At 67.9% G+C, this 17,743-nt stretch carries 16 protein-coding genes; 11 read left to right on the plus strand and 5 right to left on the minus strand.

The annotated features are described in order from the left end of the window. The 3 genes from AW272_RS04290 to lipB all read left to right on the plus strand — a co-directional run bounded on the left by AW272_RS04290 (window position 1) and on the right by lipB (window position 1,923). Window positions 1–987, plus strand: a complete 987-nt coding sequence (locus AW272_RS04290) for a lysylphosphatidylglycerol synthase transmembrane domain-containing protein (protein ID WP_066361107.1) — start codon at window positions 1–3, stop codon at window positions 985–987. Window positions 988–1,073: 86 nt separating this feature from the next. Next, window positions 1,074–1,268, plus strand: coding sequence for a PspC domain-containing protein (locus AW272_RS04295; RefSeq protein ID WP_066361108.1), 195 nt, complete (start codon window positions 1,074–1,076; stop codon window positions 1,266–1,268). A gap of 16 nt (window positions 1,269–1,284) precedes the next feature. Then, window positions 1,285–1,923 carry a lipoyl(octanoyl) transferase LipB gene (gene lipB, locus AW272_RS04300; RefSeq protein WP_066361109.1) on the plus strand — a complete coding sequence of 213 codons (639 nt, stop codon included), beginning with the start codon at window positions 1,285–1,287 and terminating at the stop codon, window positions 1,921–1,923. On the opposite strand, the gene AW272_RS04305 is transcribed toward lipB, so the two are convergent. Then, window positions 1,913–3,436 (minus strand): amino acid permease, encoded by a 1,524-nt coding sequence (locus tag AW272_RS04305; protein ID WP_066361110.1) that lies wholly within the window; start codon window positions 3,434–3,436, stop codon window positions 1,913–1,915. The two genes, lipB and AW272_RS04305, sit on opposite strands and share 11 nt — an antisense overlap. A gap of 30 nt (window positions 3,437–3,466) precedes the next feature. After that, window positions 3,467–4,372, minus strand: coding sequence for a phosphotransferase (locus AW272_RS04310; RefSeq protein ID WP_066361111.1), 906 nt, complete (start codon window positions 4,370–4,372; stop codon window positions 3,467–3,469). A 72-nt stretch (window positions 4,373–4,444) separates the two neighbouring features. Here AW272_RS04310 and AW272_RS04315 point away from each other — a divergent pair, with 72 nt between their 5' ends. After that, the gene (locus AW272_RS04315) at window positions 4,445–6,793 is read left to right on the plus strand and encodes a GcvT family protein (RefSeq protein ID WP_066361112.1); all 2,349 of its coding nucleotides are present in this window, start codon (window positions 4,445–4,447) and stop codon (window positions 6,791–6,793) included. A 27-nt stretch (window positions 6,794–6,820) separates the two neighbouring features. Here AW272_RS04315 and AW272_RS04320 read toward each other — a convergent pair whose 3' ends face one another. Together AW272_RS04320 and AW272_RS04325 are read right to left on the minus strand one after the other, a co-directional pair. Then, complete coding sequence (locus AW272_RS04320; protein WP_066361113.1) at window positions 6,821–7,696, minus strand: sugar kinase; 876 nt, start codon at window positions 7,694–7,696, stop codon at window positions 6,821–6,823. A gap of 117 nt (window positions 7,697–7,813) precedes the next feature. Then, window positions 7,814–8,242: a hypothetical protein gene (locus AW272_RS04325; protein ID WP_157518290.1), complete on the minus strand. Its 429-nt coding sequence runs from the start codon at window positions 8,240–8,242 to the stop codon at window positions 7,814–7,816. Between the two features lie 124 nt (window positions 8,243–8,366). Here AW272_RS04325 and AW272_RS04330 point away from each other — a divergent pair, with 124 nt between their 5' ends. The 6 genes from AW272_RS04330 (at window position 8,367) to AW272_RS41770 (ending at window position 14,532) form a co-directional block, all read left to right on the plus strand. After that, complete coding sequence (locus AW272_RS04330) at window positions 8,367–8,570, plus strand: hypothetical protein (protein ID WP_066361115.1); 204 nt, start codon at window positions 8,367–8,369, stop codon at window positions 8,568–8,570. A gap of 449 nt (window positions 8,571–9,019) precedes the next feature. Next, window positions 9,020–10,327, plus strand: coding sequence for an ABC transporter substrate-binding protein (locus AW272_RS04335; RefSeq protein WP_066361116.1), 1,308 nt, complete (start codon window positions 9,020–9,022; stop codon window positions 10,325–10,327). A 56-nt stretch (window positions 10,328–10,383) separates the two neighbouring features. Further along, on the plus strand, window positions 10,384–11,349 hold the full coding sequence (locus AW272_RS04340) for a carbohydrate ABC transporter permease (RefSeq protein WP_066361117.1): 966 nt from the start codon (window positions 10,384–10,386) through the stop codon (window positions 11,347–11,349). Then, window positions 11,346–12,170, plus strand: coding sequence for a carbohydrate ABC transporter permease (locus AW272_RS04345; protein ID WP_066361118.1), 825 nt, complete (start codon window positions 11,346–11,348; stop codon window positions 12,168–12,170). Before AW272_RS04340 ends, AW272_RS04345 begins: the two co-directional genes overlap by 4 nt. Continuing rightward, window positions 12,167–13,540 (plus strand): GH1 family beta-glucosidase, encoded by a 1,374-nt coding sequence (locus AW272_RS41765; protein WP_066361119.1) that lies wholly within the window; start codon window positions 12,167–12,169, stop codon window positions 13,538–13,540. Before AW272_RS04345 ends, AW272_RS41765 begins: the two co-directional genes overlap by 4 nt. Continuing rightward, complete coding sequence (locus AW272_RS41770; RefSeq protein ID WP_066361120.1) at window positions 13,537–14,532, plus strand: LacI family DNA-binding transcriptional regulator; 996 nt, start codon at window positions 13,537–13,539, stop codon at window positions 14,530–14,532. Before AW272_RS41765 ends, AW272_RS41770 begins: the two co-directional genes overlap by 4 nt. A gap of 18 nt (window positions 14,533–14,550) precedes the next feature. Here AW272_RS41770 and AW272_RS04360 read toward each other — a convergent pair whose 3' ends face one another. Beyond that, window positions 14,551–14,964 carry a CoA-binding protein gene (locus AW272_RS04360; RefSeq protein ID WP_066361121.1) on the minus strand — a complete coding sequence of 138 codons (414 nt, stop codon included), beginning with the start codon at window positions 14,962–14,964 and terminating at the stop codon, window positions 14,551–14,553. Between the two features lie 166 nt (window positions 14,965–15,130). Between AW272_RS04360 and lanKC the strand changes: the two genes are divergently transcribed. Beyond that, the gene (gene lanKC, locus AW272_RS04365; protein WP_083957933.1) at window positions 15,131–17,680 is read left to right on the plus strand and encodes a class III lanthionine synthetase LanKC; all 2,550 of its coding nucleotides are present in this window, start codon (window positions 15,131–15,133) and stop codon (window positions 17,678–17,680) included. Window positions 17,681–17,743 lie beyond the last annotated feature (63 nt).

Genomic DNA, 17,743 nt, shown 5'->3' on the forward strand with positions numbered 1-17,743 from the left:
ATGATTCGCTGGCTGAAATGGCCGGCCTTGGCGGGGCTTGCCGTACTGGCCTACCTCACGCTGCGGGACGCCCTGCCATCACCGTCCGAAGTGTGGAATGTGATCACCGCGGCCGACGCCAACTGGCTGCTGGTCGCGGCGGGGTTCCAGTTGCTGGCCATGGCGGTGTTCGCCCGGTTCTTCCGGCGACTGCTGGCTCTCGGCGGGGTCAAGGTCTCGCGGCCCCGGATCCTGGCGGTGACCTTCGCCCGGAACGCCGTGTCGGGGTCGCTGCCGGCCGGGCCGGTGGTGTCGGTGGCGTACACGACCCAGGTGTTCGCCAAGCTGGGGGCCGGTAAGCGGCTGATCGCGGCGGTGCTGGTGCTGGCGGCGGCCTACTCCGGGGGCACGTTCGGGGTGCTGGCGCTGGTGGCGCTGGTCTTCTCGCCGGAGACCCGGATGGTCACGCTGATCGCGCTCGGCGCGGTGATCGTGCTGGGCGTGCTGGCCTTCAAGGCCGGGCATCTGCTCGACCGGATGCCCAAGGTCGCCAAGCAGGTGCGGGCCACCTTCGCCACGGTCGGCGGCACCCGGCGCGACCATCTGCGGCTGGCCCACCTGGCGCTGCTGAACTGGGTGCTCGACGTCATCAGCCTGGGCGCGGTCTGCGTCGCCATCGAGGCGACCGCCAATCCCCACACCGTGCTGCTGGGGTTCGTCGCGGCCAAGACGGCCGCCGCGTTCGCCGTGGTGCCGGGCGGGCTGGGGGTGGCCGAGGTCGGGATGGCGGCCACCTACATCGCGGCCGGGATGTCGGGCGGGCAGGCGGCGGCGGTCGTGCTGCTCTACCGGCTGGTGTCGTACTGGATGAATCTCGTCATCGGGTGGATCGCGTGGGTTCTCCTGCACGACTCGATCCGGCGGTCGACCATCGGGGTGCTCGTCAAGTTCGGAGCCGCGCTGAGCCCGTACGCCTATCCGCCGTCAGATCGACACGTTGCCCCTTAGGGGTTTTCTCAGGGTTCGTGGTGGAACGGGGTTCTTTGACGGTTCGTTGAACCGGTAACTGACCCACACGATGGAGGAAACCTCTGATGCACCGATCCCGTCACCACAAGATGATCGCCGGGGTCTGCGGCGGTCTCGCCGAGCGCTTCAACATGCCGCCGACGCTCGTCCGGCTGCTGTTCGTCCTCTCCTGCATCCTCCCCGGTCCGCAGGTCGTCGCCTACCTGATCATGTGGGTGGTCTTTCCCAAGGCACCCGCGCAGAAGTACGCGGGCCGCTGACCTATCCTCTGTTTTCATGGACGCACGGCCGCTGACCTTGATCCACGATGAGCTGGTCGACTACGAGAAGGCCATGGACACCATGGACGAACTCATCGTCGACCGGCAGGAGGATCGCCGACCCGACACCCTGTGGCTGCTCAGCCACCCGAAGGTGTTCACGGTCGGCCGGCGGACGCTGACGGAACACCTGCCCGACCCCGCCCACGGCATCCCCGTGGTGACGACCACCCGGGGCGGGCAGCTCACCTACCACGGCCCCGGGCAGCTCGTCGGCTATCTGATCGTCAAGCTGCGCACCGGCGAAGGGGTCGTCGACTACATCCGCGAGGTCGAACTCCGGCTGGTCGACGCCCTCGCCCGGGTCGGCGTCGACGCCGAGCGGCGCGACACGCCGCCCGGCTCCGAACTGCTCACCGGGGTCTGGACCCGCGCCACCGGCCGGAAGATCGTCTCCATCGGCATGCGCGCCTCCAAGGGCGTGACCAGCCACGGCTTCGCCATCAACGTCGACGGCGACCTCACTCCGTGGGACCTGGCGGTGCCCTGCGGGATGCCCGACGTCGACATGACCTCGGTCTCCCGCGAGACCCACACCGGTGACATGGCCTCGGTGGCCGCCGCCGTGGCGGCGGCCTTCGACGCTAAGGCTTGATCGAGGGCTCGCCGAGTTCGTCGACGGTCCGGCGCGGGCCGGTGAACCAGTGGCGGGCCGACAACCGCCACCAGAGGCCGACGCCGAGCACCATCACGCCCACCACGATCGGCGCGTAGTTGACGGCCGTCCAGGTGAACCCGTCGGAGAACGGCACTCCGGCCGGCGCCAGCGGCAGGATGAAGTAGATCGACACGATCACGATCTCGATGATCGCGATCCAGCCCATCACCTTGTACTTCGAGCCCAGCGTCCACGGCCCCGGCTGGAACCGGTCGCCCATGCGCAGCCGCAGGTAGATCGGGATGGCGAAGGCGATGTAGAGGCCGATGACCGCCACCGAGACGACCGCGTAGAACGCGAGCGGAGTTCCGGTGGGAGCCTTGTAGAGGGCCGGCAGGGTCAGGACCAGAGCGGCGGCGCAGCCCAGGATGATCGCGTTCACCGGTGTCCGGTTCTTGTCCACCCTGGACCAGAGCCGCCACCCGGGGACGGCCCCGTCCCGGGAGAACGCGTAGGTCATCCGCGACATCGAGGTCACACAGCTCATGCCGCAGAAGAACTGGCCGATCGTGGAGATCGCGAAGATCGCGTTGGCCAGGTTCCCCGGCACGGCCGTGTCGAAGATGGCCCCGACGAAGCCGAACTGGTTGTTGATCTCATCGACGTTGGTCGCGGCGAACAGGAACGCCAGCAGCAGCACCCAGCCGCCGATCGCCGAGTAGAAGATCGACTGCCACAGACCGCGCGCCGCCGACATCGAGGCGCCCTGGGTCTCCTCCGACACGTGGGCGCACGCGTCGAAACCGGTGATCGTGTACTGGGTGAGCAGGAAGCCCAGCGGCAGCACGAAGATCCAGAAGCTGCTGTCGCTGAAGCCCGAGTTGTTGATCGTCTCGGTGAACACGAACGACATCGACTGGTGCGAGTCCGGACCGAAGATCAGGATCAGCACGACCACCGCCGCGCCGAACACATGCCACCACACCGACACGTTCTGCAGGACCGAGATCAGCCGGTGGCTGAAGATGTTGATCAGCGCGTGCAGCGCCAGGATGACCGCGAACAGGATGAACGTGTTGCCCAGTGAGACCTCGAAGCCGAAGAACCGGTCGAGGGTGATGTTCATGAAGGTCGCGCAGCCGTAGTCGACCGACGCGGTCACCGCCACCAGGCCGATGAGGTTGAACCACCCGGTGAACCAGCCGTGGATCGGCTTGCCCATCTTGGCGGCCCACCAGTAGATGCCGCCCGCCGTCGGATAGGCCGACACCAGCTCCGACATGCACAGGCCGATGATCAGAATGAAGACCGAGATGATCGGCCAGCCCCAGGAGATGGCGATGGGGCCGCCGTTGTTCCACGCCTGGCCGAACGTCGTGAAACAGCCGGCCAGGATCGAGATGATGGAGAAGGAGATCGCGAAGTTGGAGAAGCCGCTCCACGTTCGCGACAGCTCCTGTTTGTAGCCGAGTTCCGCGAGCCGCTTCTCGTCGTCGAGGGATTGAGCCATCGAGGCCTCCTCATGCCTTGCCTTGGGGGGTTACCGGCCGGCGGCCTCCATGAGGGAACCGAAGCCGGGGTCCGTGAGATCGCCCGTCGCCTTGGCGAACTTGGTCGCGGCTTCGGCGTTGTAGTCGAAGTCGCGCTGCTGCGCCACAAGGCCGTGGTGTACGACGAACCAGAGCGTCCAGGTCAGATTGGACATGATCACGTTCAGTCGTACGCGGGCGATCAACGCCTCGTCGTGGGTGCCGAAATAGGCTCGGGTGAGCCGTTCGACGTCGTCGGGGTCGAGGGAGGCCTCGGCGGCGATGTCGCCCAGTTCGAAGCAGGGGTCGTTGTTGCCGGAGAGCTGGTAGTCGACGATTCTGACCTGGCCCTGAGCTTCGATGAAGTTCTCGGGGAGCAGGTCGTTGTGGCAGGGTACGTCCGTTATGTGACGTTTCGCCAGAGTTTCCTCAATCGCGCGGACTGTGCCGGACAACTCGGAGAAGCCATCGGGGATCGGCAGGTCGTGCTCGCGGCAGAGGGCGACGAAGCCGTCGTACTTGCGGAAGATCGAGAAGTCGTTGGCGAAGCGCGGGCCCGCGTGCAGTGTCTTGCAGGCCTTCGCGATCTTCGAGATCCGGGCCCGGACGGCCGGCGCGTCGAGCGTGACGCCGTCGATGTATTCGAGGATCAGCGCACCGGGGAGTTCGTGCAGCACCCGGGCGCCCACGCCGGTCCCGGCGGCGACCACGGTGTTGGCGATCTCCTGGTCGAGGGGGAGGCCCAGCCCGGTCGCGGCGATCTTCGGATCGAGCACGCGCAGCAGCCAGCGGTCGCCGTCTTCGGTCTCCACGCGGGCGATGTAGTGGCTCAGCCCGCCCTTGATCCTCGTGTGCGTGACCGGACGCCCGGCCCAGGACGCGACCAGACCCAGCGCGGCCGCGACAGGATCTGGCATGCCTGACTCCTTTTGGTCTACGTTTAGACCATTGATCGCATTTTGGGCGTCAGTTGTTACAGGACGGTACCGATGGTGCAACTTCCCGCAGACGCCCGAGCGGTCGTCATCGGGGGCGGGGTGGCCGGATGTTCGGTCGCCTACCACCTGGCCCGGCTCGGCTGGCAGGACGTCGTCCTCGTCGAACGGCACGACCTGACCGAAGGCACGACCTGGCACTCGGCGGGCTTCGTCGGGCAGCTGCGCTCGACGGTCACCCAGACCCGCATGATCATGTATTCGGCTGGGTTGTACCCCGAACTCCGCGATCTCACCGGCCTCGACCCGGGCTGGCACGGCGTGGGCGGGCTGCGGCTCGCGACCACGCCGGAACGGCACGAGGAACTGGTCCGGCAGGCGGGTGCGGCCGAGACGTATGGGCTTGACCTGGAACTTCTGACCGGTGCGCAGGCCAAAGAACGCCTGCCGCTGCTGGAGACCGATGACGTCGTCTCGGCCCTCTGGCTGCCCGGCGACGGCTGGCTCGACCCGGCGCGGCTGGCGAAGGCGCTGGCGGAGGGCGCGCGGAAACTCGGTGTGAAGATCTTCACCGGGGTGACCGTCACCGGGCTGGACACCGTGAACGGGGAGATCACCGGGGTACGCCTCGGCGATCACGTCATCTCCACCGGGACGGTCGTCAACGCGGCCGGGGCGGCGTCCGGGGTGATCGGGCGGATGGCCGGGGTCGATCTTCCGATCGTGCCGATCAAGCATCAATACGTCGTGACCGAATCGACCGGTGTTTCGGACGACATGCCGACCGTGCGAGATCCCGACAACATCGTCTACTTCCGCGAGGAGGGCGGCGGCATCCTGGTCGGCGGCTACGTCCGCACGCCGCAGGTCTGGGACGAGCCCGACCCGCTTCGGGAGTCCCGTTTCCTGTTCGAACCGGACATGCCGAAGTTCGAGGAGTCGTGGGCCTCCGCCGTGAAACGCCTTCCGCATCTGCGGGAACGCGGGGAGATCGTCAAGGTCGTCCACGGGCCCGAGGCGTTCACGCCCGACGGGGAGTTCCTGCTGGGGGAGACCTCGGTACGCGGCCTCTGGGTCGCCGCCGGTTTCTGCGTGCACGGCCTGGCCGCCGCCGGGGGCGTGGGCAAGGTGACGGCTGAGTGGATCGTCGACGGCGCCCCCGAATACGACATGTTCGCCATGGACGTCTCACGCTTCGGGCCGCACGCCCGGTCTCAGGCGTGGGCGCGGACGAAGGTGCTGGATTCGTACAGCGTCTATTACGACATCGTCTATCCGGGCCAGGAGCGCCAGGCGGCCCGCCCGCTGCGGCGTTCCCCGGCCTACGCCCGGCACGCCGAGCTGGGCGCCGAGTTCGGCGAGAAGGCCGGCTGGGAGCGGGTCAACTGGTACGCCGCCCGTAGATGGGGCTCGCCGCGCCCGAACGGGTGGGCCGGGCGGATCTGGTCACCCGCCGTCCGCGAAGAATGCCTGGCCACCCGGGACGCGGCCGGGCTGTTCGACCAGACCTCGTTCTCCAAGTTCGACCTGCGCGGGTTCGAGCGACTGCAGGCGCTGGCCGGGAACAACCTCGATCGTCCCGTCGGTACGGTCGTCTACACCCAGCTTCTCAACAAGCGCGGCGGCATCGACGCCGACGTCACCATCACCCGCCTCGGCGACGACCGGTTCCGGCTCGTGACGGGCACCGCCTTCGGCGGCCACGACGCGGCGCTGCTCCGGAGGAACGGGGTCGAGGTCACCGACGTCACCTCGGCCTACGCCTGCTACTGCCTGTGGGGCCCTGCCTCCCACGACATCCTGAGCGGGCTGACCGGTGACGACCTGAGCTTCGGCTACATGCAGTCGCGCCCGATCAGCGTGGGTTACGTGCCGGTCCAGGCCCAGCGGGTGACCTTCGTCGGTGAATACGGCTGGGAGCTCTACACGCCGGTCGAGTTCGGGCTGACCCTGTGGGACACGCTGATGGAGGCCGGGGCGTCGTTCGGGCTGCGGCCCGGCGGTTACAAGGCGATCGAGTCGATGCGTCTGGAGAAGGGCTACCGGGTCTGGGGCTCCGACATCACGCCCGAGACGACTCCGTTCGAGGCCGGTCTGGGCTTCGCGGTCCGCCGGGAAGTTCCACGCACGGAATCCGCCGTGGAACTCGCCTGTCTCCTCGTCGACGACCCCGCCGAGGTCTGCCTGGGCGGAGAACCGGTGCGGGTCGACGGGGTGCCGGCCTCGCGGGTCACCTCGGGCGGTTACGGCCACCGTGTCGACAGGTCGATCGCCTACGCCTACCTGCCCAAGGGCGTGACCAGGGTCGAGGTCGGCGTCAACGGCGGCTGGGTGGGGGCCGACGTGATCACCGGCCCGGTCTACGATCCGGCGAACCTCAGGGTCAGATCAGCGGGACTTTGAGCTGGTGCCCGCCGTGCCGACGCCGGATCACGGGGGCAGCTCTGACCGGTTGGGCAGGCCCTGCCAGGTCGAGTGGCTGGCCACCGCGAACGCCGCCACCGCGATGCCCCGCTTGAGCCGGTCGGACGGGTGCACCCCGTCGAGCACCGCGCTCAGATATCCGGCCACGAACGCGCCGCCGACCTCGGTCGCGTCCACGACCGTCACGGGGGCGGCCTGGGTGTCGTACCGGAAACCCTCGACCGTCGCGCTCGCGCCCTTGGACCCGCGCGTCACCACGAGTTCGGGCACCTGGGCGAGCGCGGGCTCGACCAGGTCGAGTTCGTCTTGGTTCGCGAACAGGATGTCGGCCGACCCGGCGAGTTCGCGCAGGCCCTGACGGGCCTCGTTCACGCTGTCCCACAGCGTCGCGCGGTGGTTCACGTCGACGGAGACGAGCACCCCGGCGTCCTTGGCCAGCTTGACCGCGTGGTGCACCGCGCTCCACGCGTAGCCGCTCAGCGCTGGGGTGATCCCGGTGACGTGGAGGATGCGGGCGTCCTGGACCGCCGTCGGCACGTCCCCGGTCGACAGCCGGGACCCGGCCGAGCCCTCGCGGTAGAAGACGGCGTGCGCGACCCGGCCGATCCGGCGCTGGCGCAGCGCCAGGCCGCTGGCGGCGGTCTCGTCGACCTTCACGTGGGAGACGTCCACACCCTCGCCGCGTAGGACCGTGGAGGTGCGGATCCCGACCTCGTCGTCGCTGACCCGGCCGACGTAGGCCACCGAGTGCCCGAGCCGGGCAAGGCCGACCGCCACGGTCAGTTCCGGGCCCTCCAGGTCGAGCCGGGCGGACATGTCGTGACGGATGCGGTCGGCGGTCACGACGCCCAGCACCTCGCCGAGCGTGAACAGGTCGGTCATTGCACTCTTCTCCGCGCGTACTGATCGGGGAAAAGCATGACAGAACGGTCCAATCCGGGGAATGGTCTCGGCCCCCGCCTATGGGACGAGGCGAGGGCCGATGTTCTGGGTCAGCGGTCAGAAGGCGTCGTCTCGGCGGGAGTGCCGTCCGCCCGCCACGAGCTGGTCGCCGTCTTCGGCGTGCTCGACCGGCCGGGTCTCGTCGCGGTCGTCGACCCCGTTGTGGTTCTGGTCGACGAGCTTTTGCTCCAGGTTCCGCTTCTCGCTCTCCAGCCGGGAGACGCGGTCACGCTCGGCCAGTCGCTCCTCGCGCAGTCGGCGACGCCGGGCGACGCCGCGGCGCATGCCGCCGCTGACCATCGCCAGGCCGATCAGAACGCCCGCCGCGGTTCCCACGCCGAGCAGGAACATCTCGAAGGACGTCAGCGTGAAGTTCCAGTCGAGCACGGAGATCGGAGTGGTCGCCGTCGCCGTGGTCTCCTGGACGGAGATCTCGATCAAGACCGCACCCGCGAGCACGATCAGGAGAAGGCCCAATAGAACCATGTGTTCTCACCTCGAAGGCAGATGTGGCGTGACCCCCCGTCTGCCCGTAAAACAACCGTTCATGCCCGCCGGGGTTTTACATGCTGTCGTCCATGATCCGCGTTTGCTCGGGTATGGGCGTTTTATGAGTGAGCTGCAGCAGGTTGAAGAGGAGATCGCCCGCATCCGCGCCGAGGCCCGTTCCCTGCGGGAGCAGATCGGTGACCGGGCGGGTGAAGGTCCGGCCGACTCGGCCGAACTGTCCTCCCTCATCGCCGGCGCCGACCAGCTCGACACCCTCGCGGAGGAGCTGGAAGGTCGGCGCGAGACCCTGAAGAACCAGGGCTGACAATCTTCGGCGCCGGTCGGGTCCGGCGCGACCCTTCCGGCGCCGAAGCCCCGAACCTTCCTGCCACGAAACCTGCCGACCCTGCGCGCGCGTGCCCACCTGGGCTGATCCCCGCATGGAACCTCCTCGGCGGAAGACGGCGCTGAGCCGTACCTGAGAGAACAGAAAGCGCTCTCGCGCCAGGATCGTCCTGCCGATTCTGGACTTTTGTCAAGACTAGGATTAACTTCCGGGAAATCCGGTGACAATCGAGAAAGCGCTCTATGTGATTCAGGCGATCCTTGAAGCACGTCTGTGAGCTGCTGAAACACGAGAAAACACCAGGGAACGTTCCCTGGAGGTCACGACGATCGTTATCTCGCAGCCCATTGACAACCCCCTGGGCTCCGCTCGACCCTCACTCCAGGGAACGTTCTCTTCATGATCAAAAATAGGAAGGTTCCATCGGCATGTCTCACCCCCCTCGCCGCCGTGCCGCGCGGCTGCTGGTGCCCCTGATCGCCGCTTCCCTCCTGGCCGCCTGTGGTGGTGGGGAGAACACGCCGGCTCCCGGCGCGACCGGCTCCGCCCCCGCTCCCGCCGCCGCCGAACCGGTCAAGCTGACGGTCGCCCTCTTCAGCGACTTCCACTACGGGCCGCTGTACGAGGAGTTCAAGAAGACCCACCCGAACGTCGAGATCACCGAGCGCCGGGCGCAGTTCAACGACCACCACAACAACCTGGTCACCCAGGTCGCCACCGGCGCGGGCGCCGCCGACATCGTCGCCGTCGAGGGCGGCTTCATCGCCACCTTCCGCGAGGTCGCCGACAAGTTCCACAACCTCAACGACTTCGGCCTCCAGTCGCGCCAGGCCGAGTACCTCGACTGGAAGTGGCAGTTAGGCCTGTCGAAGGACGGTTCCCAGCTCATCGGCCTCGGCACCGACGTCGGCGGCCTGGCCATGTGCTACCGGCCCGACCTGTTCAAGGCGGCCGGCCTGCCCAGCAACCGCGACGAGGTCGGCGCCCTGTGGCCGACCTGGGAGCAGTACGTCGAGACCGGCAAGAAGTTCGTCGCCGCGGGCGGCAAGGCCGCCTTCACCGACGGCCCCGGTGAGCACTTCCGCGCCATGGTCGAGCAGGCCCCCGTCGGCTTCTACGACACCAGCGACAAGGTCGTGGTCGGCTCCAACCCCGACGTGCGCAAGGCCTGGGACGTCTCGGTCTCCATGATCCAGAACAAGCTGTCCGGCAAGCTCGTCGCGTTCACCCCCGAGTGGACGACCGGCATCGCCAAGGGCACCTTCGCCACGATGGTCTGCCCCGCATGGAAGACCGGCGTGATCAAGGACCAGAAGCCCGGCGAGGGCACCTGGGACATCGCGGCCGTGCCCGGCGGCGGCGGCAACCAGGGCGGCACCCACCTGCTCGCCCCCAAGCAGGGCAAGCACCCCAAGGAGGCCGCCGAGCTGATCAACTTCCTGACCAGCAAGGAGAGCCAGCTCACCCTCTGGAAGGACGCCTCGGCCCTGCCGTCGCTGCCCGGCCTGTACACCGACCCGGCCGTCGCCGACTTCGTGAACCCCTACTTCGGCGACGCCCCCATCGGCAAGATCTTCACCGACGCCGCCAAGGCGCTGAAGCCGCAGTACACCGGCCCGAAGTCGGGTGACGTGAACGTCGCCATGGGCAACGGCCTCGGCCGCATCGAGCTCCAGGGCCAGGACCCCGAAGAGTCCTGGAAGCAGGCCGTTTCGGACTCCGAAAAGATCAAGTAGCCGTACGCCGCGGGGTGGCCGGACCGGCCACCCCGCCTTCCCTCGAAAGGAGCGCCATGGCCACGCGTGCCCCGGAACGCGCAGCGCCGCCACGGCGACCGGGAGGCAAGCGCCGGCTGAATGCCCGCCACTGGCGGCACGCGGTCGACGTCAAGGCCTCGCCGTACGCGTACGTCGCGCCGTTCTTCCTGCTCTTCTGCGCCTTCGGGTTGTTCCCCATCGGCTACACGCTCTGGGTGAGCCTGCACGAGTGGACGCTGCTGAAGGACGAGCACACCTTCGTCGGCCTGGAGAACTTCAGGGTCCTGCTGACCGACTCCTACTTCTGGAACGCCACGTACAACACGTTGTCCATCGGTGTTCTGTCGATGGTGCCGCAGTTGCTGCTGGCCCTGTGGCTCGCCCACCTGCTCAACCGGCCGCTGCGGGCGCAGAACTTCTTCCGGATCACGCTGCTGCTGCCCAACGTCACCAGCGTGGTGGCGGTCGTGGTGATCTTCTCGCAGATCTTCGGCCGTGACTTCGGCCTGATCAACTGGGTCATCACGAGCTTCGGCTTCGAGGGCGTCGCCTGGCGCGACGGCACCCTGAGCTCCCACCTGGCCATCTCGACGATGATCATGTGGCGGTGGACGGGCTACAACGCGCTCATCCTGCTGGCGGCGATGCAGGCCGTACCGAGAGAGCTGTACGAGGCCGCCACCATCGACGGCGCGTCGAGTTCCACCCAGCTCCGCAAGATCACCGTCCCGATGATCCGCCCCACGATCGCCTTCGTGGTGATCACCTCGACCATCGGGTCGATGCAGATCTTCGCCGAGCCGCTGCTGTTCGGCGCCTACACCCTCACCGGTGGCCAGGACCGGCAGTACCAGACGCTTTCGCTGTTCTTCTACGAGAACTACATGCGCCTCGACTTCGGCTTCTCGTCGGCCATCTCCTGGATGATCTTCATCTTCATCCTGATCATCGCCGGTATCAACTTCCTGCTCACGAACCGGATGAAGGGAAGCGTCCGATGAACGGCCGTCGGGTCGGCAACCGGCTGACCTACCTCACGCTCACCGCGGTCGCCTTCTTCTTCACGATCCCGCTGTACTACTCGATCGTGGTGGCCTCCCGCGACAACGCCTCGCTCGCCTCGGTCCCGCCGCCGCTGTTCCCGGGCGGAAACTTCTTCGAGAACGTCTCCCGGGTCTTCGACACCGTGCCGTTCGGCCTGGCGATGCTCAACTCGGTCTTCGTGGCCGGCCTGATCTCGATCTCGGTCATGTTCTTCTCGACCCTGGCCGGGTTCGCCTTCGCCAAGCTGCCGTTCCGCGGCCGCAACATCCTGCTGCTGATGACCGTCGGCACGATGATGGTCCCGACCCTGGCCGGCATCATCCCGCTCTACATCCTCATGGTGAAACTGGAGTGGGTCGGTTCTCTGTACGCCGTCATCGTGCCCGCGCTGGTCAACGCGTTCGGCGTGTTCTTCATGACGCAGTATCTGTCCCGGGCGCTGCCCACCGAACTCCTTGAGGCCGGCCGCGTCGACGGCTGCACGACCTGGGGCCTGGTGTGGCACGTCGTCTTCCCGGCGGCCCGGCCGGCGGCGGCCGTCCTCGGCATGCTGACCTTCATGACGGCCTGGAACGACTACCTGTGGCCGCTCATGGTGCTCACCCCGGAGAACCCGACGGTCCAGGTGGCGCTGTCGACCCTGGCCGCCGGTTACGTCAACGACTACGTGATGGGCCTCGCGGGGACCGCCCTCGGCACACTGCCGCTGGTCATCGTGTTCGCCTTTCTCGGCAAGCACATCATCGGAGGAATCATGCAGGGGGCGGTCAAGGGATGACGCCGGACATCGAGTTTCCCGAGGGGTTCATCTGGGGTGCCGCGACGGCGTCGTACCAGGTGGAGGGGGCCGCTCGGGAAGACGGGCGCGGCGTGTCCATCTGGGACACCTTCGCGCGCACCCCCGGCAAGGTCGCCGACGGCCACACCGGAGACGTGGCCTGCGACCACTACCACCGCTATCCGGACGACGTGCGCCTCATGGCCGACCTGGGCCTGTCGGTCTACCGGTTCTCCACCGCCTGGCCCCGGGTCGTCCCCGACGGCTCCGGCCCGGCGAACCCGCGCGGCCTCGACTTCTACGACCGCCTGGTCGACTCGCTGCTGGACGCGGGCATCACGCCGTACGTCACTCTCTACCACTGGGACCTCCCGCAGAACCTGGAGGACCGGGGCGGCTGGACCTCGCGCGACACCGCGTACTACTTCGCCGACTACGCGGCCGCCGTTCACGCCCGGCTCTCCGACCGGGTCTCGAACTGGACCACCCTGAACGAGCCCTGGGTCTGCGCCTTCCTCGGCTACGGCAGCGGTGTGCACGCCCCCGGCGTGACCGACGCCGCCTCGGCCTTCAAGGCGGCCCACCACCAGCTGCTCGGCCACGGCCTGGCCGCCCAGAACCTCACCGGCACCCTGACCCTGACGCTGAACATGGCGCCCGTGGTCACCCCGGCGCAGATCGTGGACGTCGCCCACGTGCTCACCGACGACGACGCCGAGGCGATCAGGCGGGTCGACGCCCTGCTGAACCGGCAGTTCCTCGACCCGGCGCTGAAGGGGACCTACCCGGCCGAGGTCCTGGACATCGCGGCCGAGCACGGCGGCCTCGACCACATCCGCGACGGCGACCTGGAGATCATCCGGCAGCCGATCGACCTGCTCGGGATCAACTATTACAACCCGTGCGTGATCCAGGCCGCCGCGGGCGCGGTGGCCCCCCCGGCCTGGCCGGGAACCGACGGCATCGAGTTCGTCACCATCGAGGGCCCGCAGACCGCGATGGGCTGGCCCGTCATCCCGTCGGGCCTGTCCCGCCTGCTGGTGCGGTTGTCGCACGACTATCCGGACGTCGGCCTGATCATCACCGAGAACGGCGCCGCCTTCCACGACAAGGTCGTCGGCGACCGGGTGCCCGACTCCGACCGGGTCGCCTACCTGGACGGACACCTCCGCGCCTGCCACCAGGCCATCGCGGAGGGCGCCGACCTCCGGGGCTACCTGGTGTGGTCCCTTTTCGACAATTTCGAGTGGGCGGAGGGGTATCACCAGCGGTTCGGTATCGTTCGGATCGATTACGCCACACAGCGCCGCCTGCCCAAGGACAGCGCCCTGTGGTATCGCGACGTCATCCAGCGGAACGGCATCGAGTGAAACGTCCAACCTTGGAGGCGGTCGCCGCCCGCGCCGGCGTGTCCAAGTCGACCGTCTCAAGGGTGGTCAACGGCGACACGACCGTGACGCCGAACTTCCGCGAACTGGTGCTGCGGGCGGTGAACGAACTCGGGTACGTCCCCAATTCGGTCGCCCGCAGCCTGGTCACCCAGCGGACCAACTCGATCGCCCTGATCGTGTCCGACCCCCCAGCCGGGCTGTTCTCGGACGACCCGATGTTCTCGACGGTGGTGCGATCCGCGTCGCGGGCTCTTGAGGCGGCGTCCAAGCAGGTCGTCCTGATGCTGGCGGGGTCGGACGAGAGCCGGGTGCGCGTTCAGGAGTACATCGCCGCCGGTCACGTGGACGGCGTGATGCTCGTGTCCTTCTACGGGGCCGATCCGCTGCCCGCGGCGCTGATGCGGATGGGCCTGCCGATGGCGTCCTTCGGCAAGCCCGTCTCTGCGCCGTCCGTCCCCTATGTCGACAACGACAACCTGGGGGGAGCGCGACAGGCGGTCGAGCACCTGCTGTCCCGGGGGCGACGGCGGATCGCGACCATCTCGGGGCCGCTGGACATGATCGCGTCCCAGGATCGTCTGACGGGGTATCGGGAGACGCTGCGGGACACCGGCCGACGGTCGATCATCGCGGTCGGCGACTTCACGAGGGTGTCCGGGGACCAGGCGATGTGCCAGCTCCTGGAGGACGATCCGGGGCTGGACGCGGTCTTCGCGGCCAACGATTTAATGGCCATAGGGGCACTTCACGCGCTTCGGCGAGCCGGGAGACGGGTGCCGGAGGACGTGTCCGTGGTCGGGTTCGACGACATAGAGGCCGCTCTCTACACCGACCCGCCATTGACCACGGTACGCAGCCCGATGGCCGACCAGGCCTTGGCGGTGGTCAGCCTGCTGCTGGGGCTGTTCGAGGACGGCGACATCGATCCGGTGATACTGCCGACGGAACTGATGGTCCGCGAATCGGGCTGAACGATGTAGCTCGTCGGTTCAGCGGCGCAGGGCCCACTCCACCGCCGGGCAGCGGTTCATGATCACGTCGAGTCCGGCGGCCAGGGCCCTGTCGCCCGCCGCCTCGTCGTACACGTCCAGGGGTAGCCATACCGCGCCCGCTCCCACCTTGACGGCTTCGTCGATCACGTCGCCGGCGAAGACTGTGCGGCGGTAGATCGCCACCACGTCGATGGGCACCGGGACGTCGGCGAGGGTGCGGTAGGTCGTCTCGCCCAGGACGGGGCGGCCGTCCGGGTGTACGGGAATGATGCGTTTGCCCCGGTTTTTCATGAGTTTGGCCTGGTTGTAGACGGTCCTGCCTGGATCGCCGGACAGGCCGACGAAGGCCCATGTCGTCGTGTCGTTCAGCAGGCGTCGGATGGCCGTCAGGTCGGCGAAACGATCTCCCATGTCTTGGTGCAACAACCTGGTCGCCGGGTCTCTTCCGGCACAGGTCAGGGCCGTTTTCATGACGGCACCCATGACATTTGCCCACAGAGGATTGGTTGAACTTGTAACTAGAAGCTCCTGGGGTTATCCGGAATTCTTCCTGTTAGCAGAAAGCAGGGAGATGGCAGTGAATGACCAGTATGAGCTTTATTGCCTCGCGGACCGGCTTTTTTATGACGCCCCCGACCGGCGCGGAACCGATATTCCGGATTTCGCGGTGGCCGGGCGTGACGTTCCGCGTGGCTGGTCCCACCAGCCGTCCGACACCTGGTTCCACTATGCCCCGACCGGCCATGATGTTCCGCCGCAGGGCTGGAAGATCCATGTGTCGGCCGGGCTGGCCGATGCGGCGCGGGTGCTGGAAATCGTCTGGGATTATTGCGTCGAACGTGATATCCCCTTCAAATTCCTGCGCAGCCGGTCTGTTGTCACGATGCTCAACTCAAAAGGGGCTTCGCGGGGTTCGAGCGGCAAACTGGTCACCATCTACCCTCGGCAAGATTGTCTTGAGCTTACGCTCAAGGAGCTCGACGGGCTGCTGACGGGGGTGCGGGGGCCGTACATCCTGAGTGATCTCCGTTACGGCGACGGGCCCCTTTTCGTGCGCTACGGCGGATTCGTGGCCCGGCGCTGTGCCGCCCCCAACGGGGAGCTCGTGCCGGCGATGGAGAACGACCGGGGCGAGCTGGTGCCCGACGTGCGGGGAGCCTCGTTCACGACCCCCGAATGGGTGACTCTGCCCGACTTCCTCAGAGCCCATCTGGAGGCCAGGAACGCGGTCACGACCGGCGAGCTGCCCTATTCGGTCGACTCGGTCATGCACTTCTCCAACGGGGGCGGGGTCTATCTCGCCACCGACCGGCGGACCGACGAGCGGGTCGTGCTCAAGGAGGCCCGGCCGATGGCGGGGCTCGACGCGGCCGAGCGTGACGCGGTGGCGCGGCTGCAGCATGAGCGTGACGTGCTGCGACGGCTCGACGGGCTCGACTGCGCGCCCGGTTATCGCGACTACTTCGTGCTCGGTGACCACCACTTCCTGGTGATGGAGTTCGTCGACGCGACGCCGCTTCAGCGCACGCTGGTCCGCACGTTTCCGCTGTCCAAGGCCGACGCGACGGCCGAGTCGATCGCCGAATACACCGTCTGGGCGCTCGACACGCTGCCCAAGGTGCGGGCCGCCGTCGAGGCGCTGCACGAGCGGGGGGTCGTCTTCTGCGACCTTCATCCGAACAACATCCTGATCACGCCCGACGGGCGGCTCGTCCTCATCGACTTCGAGGTCGCGACGTTCATCGAAGACCGCGGCCGGTCGGTGCTGGCCCATCCGGCCTTCCAGGCGCCGGCCGACCGGCGGGGCGCCGACGTCGACCTCTACGCCCTGGCGTGTCTCACGCTGGGCCTGTTCGCGCCGCAGCTCACGATCACCGTGCCGCTGGCGCGGGCCAAGGCGACACAGCTCGGGCACATGATCGTCGACACCTTCCCGGTGCCGCCGGAGCTGATCAAGCGCGCCGTCCACACGATCACCGGGCCCATCGGGGGCGGGCCCACGGCGAGTGTGACCAGCGGCGATCCGATGGCGGCGATGGCGCGGGGGATCCTCGCCAGCGCCACGCCCCGGCGCTCCGACCGGCTCTTTCCCGGTGACGTCGCCCAGTTCCATCCCGGCGGCGGGATCAACCTGGCCCACGGCGCGGCGGGGGTCCTGCTCGCCCTCGACGCGGCGGGAGCCGGCCGGTTCCCCGACTACGAGGAGTGGCTCCTCCGCCGAACCCAGGACAGCCGAACCCAGGACCTCCAGGCCCAGGACCGCCAGAACCTGGAGTGTCCGCCTGGCTTCTACGACGGGCTCCACGGCGTCGCCTATGTGCTCGATCGGTTCGGCCATGTCGACCAGGCGCTCGATCTCGTCGATCGGGCCATGTCGGGGCCCTGGCGGGAGCTCGATCTCAGCCTCTACTCGGGGCTGGCCGGCATCGGGCTCAACCTGCTCCACCTGGGGCTCGACGCCCGCCCGCTGGTCGAGCTCTGCGCCGAGAGGCTTCCTGACGACGTACCGGAGATATCTGGCGGTTCGCACCCCAGGGCAGGTCTCCTGTACGGCCTGAGCGGCCCCGCGCTCCTCTTCCTGCGCGCCTACGACCACACCAGAGACCCGGCACTGCTCGATCTGGCCGAACGGGCGCTGCGCCTCGACCTGAAGCGGTGCGTCGTCACCGCCGACGGGTCGTTGCAGGTCGACCAGGGGTGGCGGACGCTGCCCTACCTCGACGAGGGCTCGGCCGGCATCGCGATCGTGCTGGGCGACCTGCTCCGACGGCGGCCCGGCTCCTCGCTGGCCGCCGCGCTGCCCGACCTGCTGAAAGTGGGCCGCTGCCGGTTCTTCGTGCAGCCGGGCCTGTTCGCCGGGCGGGCCGGCATGATCCTGGCCGACCGGACGCTCGTCCCCGGCCTCGACTGGCACGTTCTTCCCTACCGTGACGGGATCGCCTTCCCCGGCGACCAGTTGCTCCGGCTGTCGATGGACTTCGCCACCGGCACCGCCGGGGTCCTGTTCGCCCTCAGCGGCACCCCGTTGCCCTTCATGCATCCACTCGGCGCGGAGCCCTACGCCATGCCGGGTGGCGCCCCCCTTCAGCTGTCGACCAAGGAGGTGATCGGGGCCCGGAACAGCTAGCTCCACCTTTTTAAAAGATCTCGAAGTCCTCCCGATAGAGAAATTTCACAAAGGAGTATCACC

This window comes from Herbidospora mongoliensis, assembly GCF_001570545.1.
In the GTDB taxonomy this organism is placed as follows: Bacteria; Actinomycetota; Actinomycetes; order Streptosporangiales; family Streptosporangiaceae; genus Herbidospora; species Herbidospora mongoliensis.

Excerpts from the sequence above, each read along its gene's own strand:
- AW272_RS04290 (WP_066361107.1), top strand. The coding sequence starts at position 1 with ATGATTCGCTGGCTGAAATGGCCGGCCTTGGCGGGGCTTGCCGTACTG.
- AW272_RS04295 (WP_066361108.1), top strand. The coding sequence starts at position 1,074 with ATGCACCGATCCCGTCACCACAAGATGATCGCCGGGGTCTGCGGCGGT.
- lipB (WP_066361109.1), top strand. The coding sequence starts at position 1,285 with ATGGACGCACGGCCGCTGACCTTGATCCACGATGAGCTGGTCGACTAC.
- AW272_RS04305 (WP_066361110.1), bottom strand. The coding sequence starts at position 3,436 with ATGGCTCAATCCCTCGACGACGAGAAGCGGCTCGCGGAACTCGGCTAC.
- AW272_RS04310 (WP_066361111.1), bottom strand. The coding sequence starts at position 4,372 with ATGCCAGATCCTGTCGCGGCCGCGCTGGGTCTGGTCGCGTCCTGGGCC.
- AW272_RS04315 (WP_066361112.1), top strand. The coding sequence starts at position 4,445 with ATGGTGCAACTTCCCGCAGACGCCCGAGCGGTCGTCATCGGGGGCGGG.
- AW272_RS04320 (WP_066361113.1), bottom strand. The coding sequence starts at position 7,696 with ATGACCGACCTGTTCACGCTCGGCGAGGTGCTGGGCGTCGTGACCGCC.
- AW272_RS04325 (WP_157518290.1), bottom strand. The coding sequence starts at position 8,242 with ATGGTTCTATTGGGCCTTCTCCTGATCGTGCTCGCGGGTGCGGTCTTG.
- AW272_RS04330 (WP_066361115.1), top strand. The coding sequence starts at position 8,367 with ATGAGTGAGCTGCAGCAGGTTGAAGAGGAGATCGCCCGCATCCGCGCC.
- AW272_RS04335 (WP_066361116.1), top strand. The coding sequence starts at position 9,020 with ATGTCTCACCCCCCTCGCCGCCGTGCCGCGCGGCTGCTGGTGCCCCTG.
- AW272_RS04340 (WP_066361117.1), top strand. The coding sequence starts at position 10,384 with ATGGCCACGCGTGCCCCGGAACGCGCAGCGCCGCCACGGCGACCGGGA.
- AW272_RS04345 (WP_066361118.1), top strand. The coding sequence starts at position 11,346 with ATGAACGGCCGTCGGGTCGGCAACCGGCTGACCTACCTCACGCTCACC.
- AW272_RS41765 (WP_066361119.1), top strand. The coding sequence starts at position 12,167 with ATGACGCCGGACATCGAGTTTCCCGAGGGGTTCATCTGGGGTGCCGCG.
- AW272_RS04360 (WP_066361121.1), bottom strand. The coding sequence starts at position 14,964 with ATGGGAGATCGTTTCGCCGACCTGACGGCCATCCGACGCCTGCTGAAC.